Source organism: Flagellimonas hymeniacidonis (assembly GCF_008040165.1).
GTDB classification, from domain to species: Bacteria; Bacteroidota; Bacteroidia; order Flavobacteriales; family Flavobacteriaceae; genus Flagellimonas; species Flagellimonas hymeniacidonis.
On record NZ_VRUR01000001.1, the window covers coordinates 481,931 to 496,527 of the forward strand.

At 38.4% G+C, this 14,597-nt stretch carries 15 protein-coding genes and 1 tRNA gene; 2 read left to right on the top strand and 14 right to left on the bottom strand.

The annotated features are described in order from the left end of the window. Positions 1-29 precede the first annotated feature (29 nt). The 7 genes from FVB32_RS02175 to FVB32_RS02205 form a co-directional block, all read right to left on the bottom strand. Entirely contained in the window at positions 30-512 is a 483-nt protein-coding gene (locus FVB32_RS02175; RefSeq protein ID WP_147740950.1) for an ExbD/TolR family protein, read from the bottom strand. Positions 513-523: 11 nt separating this feature from the next. Next, entirely contained in the window at positions 524-1,129 is a 606-nt protein-coding gene (locus FVB32_RS02180; protein ID WP_147740951.1) for an ExbD/TolR family protein, read from the bottom strand. Between the two features lie 12 nt (positions 1,130-1,141). Further along, positions 1,142-1,579 (bottom strand): hypothetical protein, encoded by a 438-nt coding sequence (locus tag FVB32_RS02185; RefSeq protein WP_147740952.1) that lies wholly within the window; start codon positions 1,577-1,579, stop codon positions 1,142-1,144. A gap of 26 nt (positions 1,580-1,605) precedes the next feature. Beyond that, a complete protein-coding gene (locus FVB32_RS02190) occupies positions 1,606-2,340 on the bottom strand; it encodes a MotA/TolQ/ExbB proton channel family protein (protein WP_147743385.1) in 735 nt (244 codons plus the stop codon). A gap of 78 nt (positions 2,341-2,418) precedes the next feature. Continuing rightward, positions 2,419-2,506 (bottom strand) — tRNA-Ser (locus FVB32_RS02195). 67 nt (positions 2,507-2,573) lie between these two features. Further along, entirely contained in the window at positions 2,574-3,605 is a 1,032-nt protein-coding gene (locus tag FVB32_RS02200) for an asparaginase (protein ID WP_147740953.1), read from the bottom strand. Positions 3,606-3,612: 7 nt separating this feature from the next. Then, the gene (locus FVB32_RS02205; protein ID WP_147740954.1) at positions 3,613-4,380 is read right to left on the bottom strand and encodes a TatD family hydrolase; all 768 of its coding nucleotides are present in this window, start codon (positions 4,378-4,380) and stop codon (positions 3,613-3,615) included. 37 nt (positions 4,381-4,417) lie between these two features. Between FVB32_RS02205 and FVB32_RS02210 the strand changes: the two genes are divergently transcribed. Next, complete coding sequence (locus FVB32_RS02210) at positions 4,418-4,858, top strand: retropepsin-like aspartic protease (protein ID WP_147740955.1); 441 nt, start codon at positions 4,418-4,420, stop codon at positions 4,856-4,858. Between the two features lie 83 nt (positions 4,859-4,941). On the opposite strand, the gene FVB32_RS02215 is transcribed toward FVB32_RS02210, so the two are convergent. The 7 genes from FVB32_RS02215 to FVB32_RS02245 form a co-directional block, all read right to left on the bottom strand. Then, on the bottom strand, positions 4,942-5,172 hold the full coding sequence (locus FVB32_RS02215) for a hypothetical protein (protein ID WP_147740956.1): 231 nt from the start codon (positions 5,170-5,172) through the stop codon (positions 4,942-4,944). A 14-nt stretch (positions 5,173-5,186) separates the two neighbouring features. Continuing rightward, the gene (gene odhB / locus FVB32_RS02220) at positions 5,187-6,404 is read right to left on the bottom strand and encodes a 2-oxoglutarate dehydrogenase complex dihydrolipoyllysine-residue succinyltransferase (RefSeq protein WP_147740957.1); all 1,218 of its coding nucleotides are present in this window, start codon (positions 6,402-6,404) and stop codon (positions 5,187-5,189) included. Between the two features lie 27 nt (positions 6,405-6,431). Then, positions 6,432-9,227 (bottom strand): 2-oxoglutarate dehydrogenase E1 component, encoded by a 2,796-nt coding sequence (locus FVB32_RS02225; protein ID WP_147740958.1) that lies wholly within the window; start codon positions 9,225-9,227, stop codon positions 6,432-6,434. 98 nt (positions 9,228-9,325) lie between these two features. Next, positions 9,326-9,682, bottom strand: coding sequence for a hypothetical protein (locus FVB32_RS02230; protein WP_147740959.1), 357 nt, complete (start codon positions 9,680-9,682; stop codon positions 9,326-9,328). A gap of 32 nt (positions 9,683-9,714) precedes the next feature. Continuing rightward, positions 9,715-10,992, bottom strand: coding sequence for a metal-dependent hydrolase family protein (locus tag FVB32_RS02235; RefSeq protein ID WP_147740960.1), 1,278 nt, complete (start codon positions 10,990-10,992; stop codon positions 9,715-9,717). Between the two features lie 105 nt (positions 10,993-11,097). Continuing rightward, positions 11,098-12,114, bottom strand: a complete 1,017-nt coding sequence (galE, locus tag FVB32_RS02240) for a UDP-glucose 4-epimerase GalE (protein WP_147740961.1) — start codon at positions 12,112-12,114, stop codon at positions 11,098-11,100. Positions 12,115-12,116: 2 nt separating this feature from the next. Continuing rightward, a complete protein-coding gene (locus FVB32_RS02245) occupies positions 12,117-13,271 on the bottom strand; it encodes a DegT/DnrJ/EryC1/StrS family aminotransferase (RefSeq protein WP_147740962.1) in 1,155 nt (384 codons plus the stop codon). A gap of 79 nt (positions 13,272-13,350) precedes the next feature. On the opposite strand from FVB32_RS02245, the gene FVB32_RS02250 reads away from it, so the two are divergent. Then, on the top strand, positions 13,351-14,595 hold the full coding sequence (locus tag FVB32_RS02250; RefSeq protein WP_147740963.1) for a 3-deoxy-D-manno-octulosonic acid transferase: 1,245 nt from the start codon (positions 13,351-13,353) through the stop codon (positions 14,593-14,595). Positions 14,596-14,597 lie beyond the last annotated feature (2 nt).

Sequence of the window (14,597 nt, forward strand, 5' to 3'; positions counted from 1 at the left end):
AGCGTTTTTTACTAAATCTAAGTTATCGGTTACTGCAGGTTATTAAAAGCATTTCCTTCATAAGTCGTATAGTTGACCTTTAAGGCATTTACTTCTCTTAACTGTTGCTTAATATCGGCAATAAGACCCATATTAGCATTTTTATCAACCTTTAAGGCAGTAGTCAATACATTTTGTAGTTCTTGAGGCTTTTTAGCACGTTCTGCAAGAATATAAGAACCTACTTCTTCCACACTCGCAAATTTATCGTTCAATTGAATTTTTGGCTCAGTACCAAAGACCTTTGCATATTCCTGTGTAGGCTTCCCTACATAAATATAGATTACTCGATCTTTCTTCTCTAACTTCTTTATCTCAGTTGCGTTAGGAAGGGTATTCTCAACTAACAAAGAACTATCTTTCATAGTGGTCACTGTCATAAAGAAAAACAGTAACATAAAAACAATATCCGGTAACGATGCAGTTGAAACTGCAGGCAAATCACCATCTTTCTTTTTTGCAAATTTTGCCATACTATTTTTATTTAATTAGTTGATGTTTCAGCCTCTGAAAGTTTCTGTGGAAACATTTCTTGAACTCTTTTCACTTTATCCTTCAAATCATCTCTTACGCTAGATGGTGTTTCAGGGTTTAAGTACTCGGCCTCCATTTTGGTGAACTTTTGACCATACAGACGTTCTGCTTCTCTATCCCGTAAATCATTGTACGCTCCAACCAATTCATTTTGTACTGTTATATAGGTACTGTATTTGGTTTCGCGATCATTTTTTAAAGAGATAATTGCTTTGTCCGGATTGTCTGATGAATTTAAGTCACCTCGTCCTTTACAATAAGTACAAGATCCATCTGCACCATTTTCTAAAAACGCTTTTGCCGCTTCTCGTAAATCTTGCAAATTCATCAACTCATCTTCGACCAATAACTGGCCATTTTTGTTGATGTTCACCGTAAAAATGTTCTTCTGCTTAATAATAACATTATCTTCTGGCGGCTCCATAGGTGGCAACATACGATCCAATCCCGCATCCGTCTCAATGGTTGTGGTAACCAAGAAAAAGATAAGTAACAAGAAAGCTATGTCAGCCATAGAACCGGCATTCACTTCTGGTGCTCCATTTCTTCTAGCCATAACTTTTATTTTTTACTTAACGAACATTTTTTTCAACCCTGGAAAAACCATAAGTACAACGGCAACAGCGGTAAGGATAAAGAAAACATTCAATCCCATACCAATATTCTTAACTGTACCTTCTGTAGCTCCTAAATTAGCCATAGAATCTGCAACTGCCTTTGCCTCAGCACTTGAAGAAAGACCATAGGAAATGGCTACAATAATTGCTAATCCTCCAATGGCAAACAATGCCTTTTTAAGGCTTCCAGGCGTGGATAACAATTTTTTAAGTCCAAAAAACACTGTTGAAACCACCGCAATGGCCAACAGAATATACATGATGATGAACATGAAGTTCATAGAACCACTGTTTATAGCATCTGGATCATCACTAGATGGCATACCGAACCATAGTGCTGTAGCTACCAGCCCTATAACGATAAGCGCTATTTTTATTATTTTATTCATGATTCTCGATAGTTTTAATTTCGTAATTACTTTTTATGTGCTGCCAACATATCTATTAAAGATATAGAGGAGTCTTCCATGTCATTTACGATACTATCGATTTTTGCAATAATATAGTTATAGAAAATTTGAAGAATAATCGCAGTGATCAAACCAAATACTGTGGTTAATAATGCCACCTGAATATCTCCTGCAATAAGAGAAGCACTCAAGTTACCAACCGCAGCAATTTTCTGGAAGGCCGCAATCATACCTATTACTGTACCCATGAACCCAAGCATTGGTGCAATAGCGATAAATAAGGATAACCAAGAAACATTCTTTTCTAATTGTCCCATTTGAACACCACCATAAGCAACAACAGCTTTTTCAGCAGACTCTAGTCCTTCTCCAGCTCTATCCAATCCTTGGTAGAAAATAGAGGCAACAGGGCCTTTTGTGTTTCTGCACACTTCTTTTGCGGCTTCAACGCCACCAGAAGCTAATGCATCTTCAACTTGTTGCTTGAGCTTAGCAGAGTTGGTGCTCGCCAAATTCAAATAAATAATTCTTTCGATCGCAACTGCCAATCCCAAAATCAAACATAAAAGCACAATTCCCATGAAAGCAGGACCTCCCTGAATAAATTGTTCTTTTAATACTTGAGTGAAACCTTTGCTGGCTTCAGCCGCAGCTTCTTCTTGTAACATCGCCGCGGATGCAGTTGTAGTTCCCAAAACAAACATTCCGGCAGCAGCCAGAGTAAAGGATATTTTTTTCATTTCTTTCAAACTTAAATTTAGTTAGTTAATAATGTTAAAGATATAAAAATTTTATAATTGTAAAATTAAAATACCTAGCAGAGAGGAAGGGATTCGAACCCTCGATACACTTTTGGTGTATACACACTTTCCAGGCGTGCGCCTTCGACCACTCGGCCACCTCTCTCTGTAATAGAGTTAGGCCGACCAATAAACAAAAAAATAATTAGTTAATGAAATTTAAGCCGTTAATTTTAGAGCATCTCACCACGGAGGGGTGTTTCAAAAATTGTCTTAAAGAGTTTCCCAGATATCTCAGTCCCCAACAAGTACATTGCTTTGGTTATAGCAGCTTCCGTCGTAATGTCCTTTCCGTTAATCAATTGCATCTCCATAAGCTTTTCACTTGTCTCGTAATGGCCCATGGAAACTCCCCCGCCAGAACACTGCGTTACATTTATGATATGCAAGCCATTTTTGATACCGGTATCAATAGCATTTAAAAACCATTCATCCAATGGAGCATTGCCCGCCCCATAGGTTTCTAAAATAAGTGCTTTAAGGCCTGGTGCGCTTAATATCGATTTTAATACGGATTCATTAAGCCCGGGAAATAGCTTGAGCACTGCAATGTTATCGTCCATTTTTTTGTGCGCCTTAAAGGCTCTAGATTTGCTTGACGCTTTCAGGAGGTTAGGATAATGAACATTTAAATGGACTCCTGATTCAACCAGCGGCGGATGGTTTAAGGATGCAAAAGCCTCGAAATGTTCTGCATTGATTTTAGTAGTTCTATTGGCTCGATACAATTTATATTCAAAATACAGGCCCACTTCTTGTATGACTGGCTTCCCCTTTTTTGTAAGTGCCGCTATTTGTATTGATGTGATTAAATTCTCTTTTGCATCGGTTCGAAGATCACCAATAGGCAATTGAGAACCCGTAAAAATGACCGGTTTTGAAAGATTCTCCAATATAAAACTTAAAGCCGAGGCGGAGTAACTCATGGTATCACTCCCGTGAAGTACCACAAAACCATCATAGGTTTTGTAATTATCTTCAATTATTGATGCGATTGTGGCCCAATGACCGGGATTCATATTGGAAGAGTCAATAGGCTCCTCAAACGATATACCTCTAATATTACAGTCCAATTGATTCAACTCTGGGATGTTCCCCATCAGCTCGTCAAAATTAAAAGCCTTAAGCGCCCCAGTTTTGTAATCCTTTATCATACCGATAGTACCTCCGGTATAAATGAGCAGAATGTTTGTTTTGTTTTGCATGTGAATTCTATATACCAAAAACGCTTTTGGAATTGTTGGTTGTTATTGACGCTATCTCTTCGGGGGCCTTATCGTATATCATAGCTAATTTTTCCAATACCTTAATTATATAGGAACTTTCGTTTCGCTTTCCTCGATATGGAACTGGTGCTAAATAAGGAGAATCCGTTTCAAGTACAATATGTTCCAAATCCACCTCCTTTAAAAAGGTGTCGATTTTTCCATTTTTGAAAGTGACCACTCCTCCTATACCTAACTTCATATTATACGATATCGCTTTATGGGCCTGCTCCAAAGTTCCTGTAAAACAATGAAAAATTCCGTAAAGATCTTCTCCTTTTTCCTGTTCCAAAATCTCGAAAATTTCATCAAAAGACTCTCTACAGTGGATTACTATGGGAAGTTGATGTTTTTTTGCCAATCGTATCTGATGTACAAAAGCATCTTGCTGTTGTTTTAAAAAAGTCTTGTCCCAATACAAATCAATCCCAATTTCTCCAACAGCGCAAAAATTCCTTTCTGAAAGTAGGTTCTCCACATGGGCCAACTCCTCCTTATAGTTTTCTTTGACCGAGGTAGGGTGAAGTCCCATCATTAAATGTATATTTTTGGGATAGTTAGCTTCCAGAGCTAGCATAGCTTGAGTATACGAGGAATCTATAGCAGGAATAAAAAAACGCTCCACGCCTGCCTTAATAGCTGTTTCTATCATTTTATCACGATCTTCATCAAAAGCTTCGCTGTACAAATGTGTGTGCGTATCTGTTATAACCATAAAGCAAAAATAGGTTTATCTTTAGGAAAAATAGTTGATGAAATCCCTCAAAAAGTTTCTGTCTTCCAAAAATTACGTGCGTATTCCTTTGGTGCTAACAGAAACCAATCATTTTGAAATAGTGGCTAAAATTAATGGTGTTTCTGGTCGATTTATTCTTGATACCGGAGCTTCAAACACATGCGTTGGCATGGATAAAATTGATTTTTTTAAAATGGTTTCTGAAGTTTCTGACGTTAAGGCTGCAGGAGCCGGGGCTACCGAGATGGAAACTTTGGTCTCTTCCAAAAACAAGATTCAAATTGGTGACTGGAAAAAGAAGAAACAAAAAATTGTCTTGTTTGATTTAGTCCATGTTAATGAAGCACTTACTTCCCATAATGCATTACCTGTTGATGGAATTATAGGTGGCGATGTCCTTAAAAAAGGTAAAGCGGTAATTGATTATGATAAAAAGTTCTTATTCTTAAGAATGTGATAGAGAAAACTGTCTGTTCTGGTTAGACTGAGAACTAAGTACCATCCATTTAATCTATGAACAGTTTGGTAGTTTTTTACTTCCTATTCTTTTCTTAGAGACAAATATTTTGTTCTTACTTGTTTTTCAAATTCCAGTTTATCCTCTTCGGATGCGCTAAAGTTATCAGGCCAATCAAACATTTCATATAGCTCTTGTGAGTCCACAATTTTTGCTAATTTTCTAATCATTTCATCGCATTCCGCAGTATAGACATCAAATCCATGTGTCAATATATCAGATAATGGATGATCACAAGGTCCTCCAGCGGCCATGTATTATAATTTGATTATAGTTCCAACGCTTTTTTCACATTGCCTTCCATCAACAATTTCTCTGGACTTTCCAAGGCTTCTTTTACTGCAACCAAGAACCCTACGGATTCTTTGCCATCAATGATTCTGTGATCGTAAGAAAGTGCTACATACATGATAGGTGCAATGACCACTTGCCCATCCTTAGCAATTGGGCGTTCCACAATATTGTGCATTCCTAAAATAGCACTTTGTGGTGGGTTTATGATAGGTGTGGACAACATGGAGCCAAAAACACCTCCGTTGGTGATGGTAAACGTACCACCAGTCATTTCATCTACAGTAATCTCCCCTTCTCTAGCTCTAATCGCTAAACGTTTCACCTCAGCTTCAACGCCTCTAAAAGTTAAGTTCTCCGCGTTTCGGATAACAGGTACCATAAGCCCTTTTGGGCCTGAAACCGCTATACTGATATCACAAAAATCATAGGATAGCATTTCTTTACCATCTATCATAGAATTTACCGCAGGATATAGTTCCAAGGCGCGAACTACCGCTTTTGTAAAGAAGGACATAAAGCCTAAGCTTACGCCATGTTTTTCCTTAAATGTCTCTTTATATTCTTTACGCAATGCAAAGATGGGCGACATATCAACTTCGTTGAAGGTGGTTAGCATGGCGGTCTCATTCTTGGCAGCAACCAATCGTTCAGCAACTTTTCTTCTTAGCATGGAAAGTTTAGAACGGGATTCTCCTCTACTTCCTCCCGTTGGCGACCCCATAGATGGAACTGCTTTTACCGCATCTTCCTTGGTAATACGGCCATCTCTTCCTGAGCCGGAAACTACGGCTGAATCAATTCCTTTTTCATCTAGAATTTTCTTTGCAGCTGGCGATGGAGTACCTGAAGCATACGTCTCCTTTTTAGCTTCAACTGGTTTTGATGCTTCAGCCTTTGCCGGCTCTTCCTTAGATTCTTCTTTAGCAACTGGTGCTACATCTCCTGCCGGTTTTGCCGCACTGGTATCTATCAAACAAACTACTTCACCTACCCCCACTGCATCTCCTTCTTCTGCTTTAAGGGTAATTATTCCGCTTTCCTCCGCTGGAAGTTCCAAGGTTGCTTTATCTGAATCCACCTCGGCTATTGCCTGATCTTTTTCTACATAGTCTCCATCTTGCACCAACCATTCTGCAATTTCTACTTCTGTAATGGATTCCCCTGGCGAGGGAACTTTCATTTCTAAAACCATCTTATTCTAGTTTTACGCTTTTGTAAATTAACTTCTAACCATGTTGTCTTTGGTCTTATCAAAGACATATTCTATTACTTGGGCATGCCTTCTTTGCGAGCGAACTGCACTACCCGCAGCTGGAGCTCCGTAAAATCTTCTGGATGCCACCCTAAATTGTTTTGCTTCATCTAAATGCATCAACAGATGTCCCCAAGCTCCCATATTTCTTGGCTCTTCTTGGGCCCAAACCACATCATCTGCATTTTTATATTTTTTGATGATGCTTCGAATCTCTTTTGCTGGTAGTGGAAATAATTGTTCCAATCTAACCAAAGCCACATCATCTCTTTTCAACTCTTCTTTTTTACTCAATAAATCATAGTAGAACTTCCCTGTACAGAAGACCAATGTTTTTGTTTTGGCAGCTGTAGCCTTATCATCGTCAATAAGTTCCTGGAAACTTCCGTTTGCCATTTCTTCTTTGGTCGATAGCACTTTTGGATGCCTCAATAAACTCTTTGGCGTAAAAACAATAAGCGGTTTTCTAAAACCGGCTTTCATTTGTCTCCGTAATAAGTGAAACATGTTCGCTGGTGTGGTTACATCTGCCACATACATATTGTCTTTTGCACATAATTGCAGATATCTTTCCATTCTTGCTGATGAATGTTCCGCTCCTTGCCCTTCATACCCGTGCGGCAATAAAAGTACCAATCCATTTTGCAATTTCCACTTGTCTTCTGCGGAAGAAAGGTACTGATCTATCACTATTTGGGCACCATTGCTGAAGTCCCCAAATTGTGCTTCCCAAATGGTCAATGTTTTTGGACTTGCCATAGCATATCCATAATCAAATCCCATAACGGCATATTCTGAAAGCAGGGAATTGTAGATATGGAATTTTCCATTTTGATTTTTCCCTAGCCTATTCAACAACACCACCTCTTCTTCATGCATTTCAGTTTTAATGACTGCATGACGATGCGAAAAAGTTCCCCGCTCCACATCTTGCCCTGTCATACGAACATCATAACCTTCCTCAATCAAAGAACCGTAAGCCAATAGTTCTCCCATGGCCCAATCCAACTGATTGTCCTCAAAATACATTTTATTCCTGGCTTGAACTAGGCGTTCTAACTTTCTTAAAAATTTCTTTCCTTCTGGAAGGACAGTTATATTCTCTGCAATTTGATCCAACTTCTTGAGTTCATATGATGTATCAATTGAACCCAACATGGCATCTTCTGCCTTTTGACTAAATCCTTCCCATTCATCTTGCATGAAAGGTGTGATTCTTGTTTTTTCAACCTTACGTGAATCCAGCAAGTCCTCTTCTAGACTTTTCTTATATTCTACCTCAAGATTCTTAACATAGTCTTTATCAATAACGCCTTCAGCAATCAACTTTTCTGCATAGATATCTCTTGGATTGGGATGCTTGGATATGGATTTATATAATAAGGGCTGGGTAAACTTGGGTTCATCACCTTCGTTGTGCCCGTATTTTCGGTAGCCTAACAAATCTAAAAAAACATCTCTCTTGTAGCGCATTCTATACTCCAAAGCAAATGTTGCTGCATGCACCACTGCTTCTGCATCATCTGCATTCACGTGTAACACTGGAGATAGGGTCACTTTCCCAACATCTGTGCAGTATGTGGAAGACCTGGCATCTAAATAATTGGTGGTAAAACCAATTTGGTTGTTCACCACAATATGGATGGTGCCTCCTGTGTGGTATCCATCCAATCGAGCCATTTGTATAATTTCATATACAATACCTTGCCCAGCAAAAGCCGCGTCTCCATGTACCAAAATTGGAAGTACCTCAGAAACATTTTCTTGGTGGTCCCGATCTTGCTTTGCTCTGGTTATTCCTTCAACAATTGAATTGACAGTTTCTAGATGGGAGGGATTTGGGGCAATGTTCATGTTGACCACTTTTCCTGAATCTGTTTCTCTTCTAGAAGTCCATCCTAGATGATATTTTACATCTCCATCAAAGATGGTTTCCTCATAATCCTTGCCATCAAACTCGCTAAAAATATCTTTTGGTGATTTACCAAAAACATTGGTCAAAACACTTAAACGCCCTCGGTGGGCCATACCCATTACAAACTGTTTTACACCAGCATCGGCTGCTTTTTCAATAATAGCATCCAAGGCAGGAATTAACGACTCCCCTCCTTCTAAAGAAAATCGTTTTTGACCAACATATTTAGTATGCAAAAAGCTTTCAAACGAAACTGCTTCATTGAGTTTTCTAAGTATGTTTTTCTTTTCATCAGCAGAAAAAATAGGTCGATTGTCATTTACGTTAAGCCAATCCTGAATCCATTGAATCCGCTCTGGTGTTCGAATATACATGTATTCCACACCTATGGCATCACAATAAATACGCTCTAAATGGGCTACAATATTTTTAAGGGAACTTGATCCAATACCAATAATTTTACCGGCATCGAAAACAGCATCCATGTCCTCTTCTGATAATCCAAAATTGGATATGTCCAGGGATGGTTCGTACTTTCTTCTTTCTCTTACCGGATTGGTTTGTGTAAATAAATGTCCACGAGAGCGGTATCCATCAATCAAACGAATGACCTGAAATTCTTTTTGTAAGGATTGGGGAATTTCAACTGCTTGACCGTTGGCCATTGTTACCGACCCATTTTCGGAAGCAAAATCCAGCTCGTCCAACGAGCTTTCCAATCCAAAATCAAATCCTTGAAAGAAAGCCCTCCAACTGGGTTCAAGACTATCTGGGCTTGTTAGATATTTATCATACTGCTCCGCAAAAAATGAAGTATGCGCAGCATTTAAAAAAGAATATTTATCCATAGACAGTTTGTAGCTAAAACCTATCTGAAAAATTTAACCAAAAATACAACAATTACCATAGGTAGGTTAACAAACCAACGCATATTTCACAAAATCAATTAAGAGGCATATTTATTCTTAAACCAGACTTTTTGCCACTCTCTTTTTAAAAGTAAAAAACATACTTCTGCGGATACGTCCACCACATCCGTAGCCTGTATTTCTTTTACAGCACTTTCTGGAATATCCACAACATACAGCAGATTTAGATACTCTTGAAACTTTTCTAGCATCAAAAAATAGATTTTTTCGTGTAGAATGCTCTTAAGTTTATCTGGCTCTATATCCATGTTGAACTTTAATCCAGCATTAGCCAGTTCAAAATCTTTTTTTATTTGCAAAAGCAATTTTTCATACAGTAACTCTTTTTGAGCCACCTCCAATATTTCCTGACTGTTATTGAAATTGGATAGCATACTGTATTTACGTTCTATTTTGATATAAAGGCTTACTCAGATTTAAATATTTGTCCTTCCTTCATTACGAAAACCACATTTTTTAAGGTCTCTACATTATCCTTGGGGTTTTCGTCCACTGCTACAATATCTGCCAAAAAACCTTCTTTTAGCTGCCCCAGATTATCGCCCATTCCCAAAAGCGTAGCGTTTGTGATGGTAGCTGATTTTAGAGCTGCCATAATAGGCATTCCTGCTTCCACCATATAGCTGAATTCCCTTGCGTTTTCACCATGTGGAAAAACACCTGCATCGGTGCCAAAAGCAATTGGCACTCCTTTTTTGTACGCTCTCTGGAACATCCCTTGTATTTTTGGTCCAATATCACTTGCCTTTTTGGCAACTACCGCTGGGAAATACCCAGGAATTTTAGCCTTTTCCGTTACTTGTTTCCCTGCGGTTATTGTCGGCACCAAGAACGAATTGTATTGAATCATTAAATCCATGGTTTCTTCACTCATCAATGTTCCATGCTCTATGGTTTTGATTCCTCCTTTTACAGCGCGTTGCATGCCCTCGTCACCATGAGCATGGGCGGCAGTAAGCATATTGTAATCCTTGGCTGTTTCAGTAATTGCTTTTATTTCTTCCATAGTAAACTGAGGATTTTGACCACTCTTGGCTACACTTAACACCCCACCAGTTGCTGTAATTTTGATGACATCAGCTCCATCTTTGTAACGTTGTCTCACCGCCTTTTTTCCATCTTCGGGTGAATTGACCACCCCTTCTTTTGGGCCTGGATCACCCATTAGGGATTTTTTCATTCCGTTGGTTGGGTCTGCATGTCCGCCTGTAGTTCCAATAGCTTTGCCAGCGGTGAAAATTCTAGGTCCAACGACGCTACCTCTGTTAATTGCTTTTCTAAGGGCAATATTTACCCCACTTCCTCCTAAATCGCGCACAGTGGTAAATCCGGCCATTAAAGTTTTTTTGGCATAAACGGTAGATTGAAGTGCAACATCAGCTTCATTATCTGTAAATCGTTGGATATAGGAACGTGGACTTGATTGCCCTTCTATATGCACATGCAAGTCTATAAATCCTGGAAGTACCGTTTTGCTTTTTAAGTCAATTACTTTGTCTTCTGCACCACCTGTTTGATATCCATTTTCAATGGATTTAATACTAGTGCCCGATACAATAATGGTCTTTTCGGAAAGAACTTTACCCGATTGCATATCAACTATTTTTCCACATTGAAGATAGGTTTCTTGTGCAAAAAGCATTGAAGTGCATAATGAGATTGATACTAGGAGAATGTTTTTCATAATATTTGAGTTAGCTAATTTCTGTTTTAAAAGTAAGCATACATTCCATTTCTGCAATAAAAAAGCCCATCTAAAAGATGGGCGTATACATATGGTTTGGAATACCTAACTTCTAATCTTTTGCTCCCAATCCCAAGCAGACTTCATGGAATCATCTAAGGTTGATTCTGCTTTCCAACCAAGCACTTGGTTTGCTTTTTTTGTATCGGCATATGCCTGAATAACATCCCCGGGTCTTCTATCCACTATTTTATAATTCAATTTCTCTCCTGATACGCGTTCAAAACTATGAATCACCTCTAACACAGAACTACCTTTTCCTGTCCCTAAATTGAACACCTCATAATTGCTTTCATTTTTCCCATTTAGCAATCGTTGCAAGGCAACTACATGTGCTTTTGCCACATCAACCACATGAATGTAATCTCGGATACAAGTACCATCTTGGGTAGGGTAATCATCGCCAAAAACAGAAAGCTGTTCTCTCATTCCTACACCCGTTTGTGTAATAAAAGGAACCAAATTTTGTGGCACTCCTATTGGCAATTCCCCTATCTCAACCGTTGGATGGGCCCCAACTGGATTAAAATATCTAAGCGCTATTGCCGATAACCCTGGATTGACCTTGCTGGTATCTTTAATAATTTCTTCCCCTACTTGTTTTGTATTTCCATATGGAGATTCGGCGGGCTTTACCGGAGCATCTTCTGTAATGGGCAACTTATCTGCCTGCCCATACACTGTGCATGAAGAACTGAAAATAAAGTTCGCCTTGTGCATTTTAGTGAGCTCTTGAAGCATATATACCAAAACACCTAGGTTATTTTCATAATACAATAATGGATTTTCAACACTTTCACCTACCGCTTTGGAAGCTGCAAAATGAATTACTCCATCAATATTGTTATGTTTTGTAAAGAATTTCTGAACATCTGACTTGTTGCGGAGGTCCATTTTTTCAAAAATGGGTTTCTTTCCAGAAATTGCTTCAATCCCTACCAAAACATCTTCTGATGAGTTTGACAGGTTATCAATAATTACAACCTCAAAACCTTCGTTTTGAAGCTCAACAACAGTATGGGAACCTATAAATCCCAATCCTCCGGTAACAAGTATTTTCATGCTTATTTGTTTACAAAGTCAATGACTAAGTTGGTTATAAATTGAATTTGCTCATCATCCAGTTCTGTATGCATTGGCAGTGAAATCACTTCTTTCACCAACTGATTGGTTATCGGAAAATCAGCCTCATTGTACCGCTCATCCACGTAAGCTTTTTGATTGTGCAACGGAATTGGATAATACACTCCACAGGGAACGCCATTATCATTTAAATGTTGTACCAATTCGTCTCTTTTTTCGTTCAAAATTCGAAGAGTATACTGATGGAAAACATGACAATCACAAGAATCGCATATTCCATCACAACCATTTACCGTTTTGGGCACCATGATATGATCTTGCCCTTCAAATGCTTTAGAGTATTTTTTTGCTGCGGCTCTCCGTTTTTCATTATAGGTGTCCAAATTTGGAAGTTTTGCCATCAAAACAGCAGCTTGAATTGAATCTAAACGAGAATTCACCCCAATAACATCGTGATGGTATCTTTTGTACATACCATGATTTACCATTCCACGAATAGTATGCGCCAAATCATCATCATTGGTGAAAATTGCACCACCATCCCCGTAACAGCCCAAGTTTTTAGATGGAAAAAAAGATGTTGATGCTACATGTCCAATAGTTCCCGCTTTTTGCTTGGTTCCATTTTCAAAAGTGTAGGTAGCACCAATAGCTTGGGCATTGTCTTCAATTACATACAAATCATGTTCATTAGCCAATTTCATTATGGCATCCATATTGGCACATTGTCCAAACAAATGTACCGGGACTATGGCTTTCGTTTTTGGCGTTATTGCTTTCTCAATAGCCTTTATGTCAATATTAAAAGTATCTGGTTCCACATCGACCAACACCGGAGTAAGGTTTAAAAGGGCAATTACCTCTACCGTTGCAGCAAACGTGAAGTCCGCCGTAATCACCTCATCACCAGGCTCCAAACCCAATCCCATCATGCAAATCTGCAAAGCATCAGTTCCATTCGCGCAGGGAATCACATGTCTAACCTGTAAGTAGTCTTCCAGCTCTTTTTGAAAAGCGTGTACTTGCGGCCCATTAATAAATGCCGAAGAATCCAATACCTCATTGATACCAGTATTTACTTCGCTTTTTATACCTTCATATTGACCTTTAAGGTCAACCATCTGTATTTTCTTCATCCAAATAGTTTAAACCGTAAAATTAAGAAATTAAGATACCATATCGCCCTATTGATTAAAGAATGTATTTTAGCGAAATATGGCACTCTTGCAAATATTCTATAACCTCTTTATTGCCCTTACTTGGAATGTTTTAAAAGTTGTAGCACTTTTTAGTCCCAAGATAAAATTGTTTGTTTCTGGAAGAAAAAACACATTTCAGCATTTAGGTACTGCTATTCAAAAAGAGGATAGATTCATCTGGATGCATGTTGCCTCATTAGGTGAATATGAGCAAGGCCTTCCCATTCTGGAAAAAATTAGAAATCAATATCCAAACCATAAAATAGCGCTCACTTTTTTCTCTCCATCTGGTTATGAGGTAAAAAAAGATTCAGCATTGGCAGATGTGGTAATTTATTTACCCATGGATTTGCATTCCAATGCCAAACGTTTTATTGATTTACTTAATCCCGAGCTTGCTATTTTTGTGAAGTACGAAATATGGCCTAATTATCTGCGTCAACTTAAACAACGAAGCATTCCTACAATTTTAGTATCTGCCATCTTTTCAAAAAGGCAAATCTTTTTTAAATCGTATGGTGGTTTTATGCGCAAAAGCTTGACCACTTTCTCCCATTTTTTTGTGCAGGACAAGAATTCCCAACAGCTCTTAAATGCTATCGATTTTCAGAATGTAACCATTAGTGGTGACACCCGTTTTGATCGTGTCTCAGAAATAGCCAAAAGGGACAATCATTTGGATTTCATGGAAAACTTTAAGGGCAAAGAATTTTGTTTGGTCGCTGGAAGTACCTGGCCAGAGGATGAAGAAGTTCTTGTGGATTTCATAAACACTTCAGAAAAACCAATAAAATATGTGATTGCCCCCCACACCATGAAATCTGCACATATTGAAAAAATTGAAAATAGCATTTCTAAAAAGGTGGTGCGTTTTTCACAAATAAGTAATGATAACCTTTCACAATTTGATGTCATCATCATAGATACTATAGGCCTCCTGACCAAGATATACAGTTATGCAGATGTTGCCTACGTAGGTGGTGCATTTGCAACCGGACTTCATAATACTTTGGAACCTGCTGTTTTTGGTATTCCAGTAATTATTGGTCCCGATTACAACAAGTTTAAGGAGGCGGAAGATTTGGTCAATAATAAGGGAATTCATGTTATTACAGATGCATCTGCGTTTGCGAACTTAATGACCAATTTCTTTTTAGATATAGATTTTAGGCAAAAAACAGGGAGCATTAATTCCCAATACATAGTGCAAAACACAGGTGCAACATCTAAAGTTGTTTCATACATTAATTCGGTTATTTAATT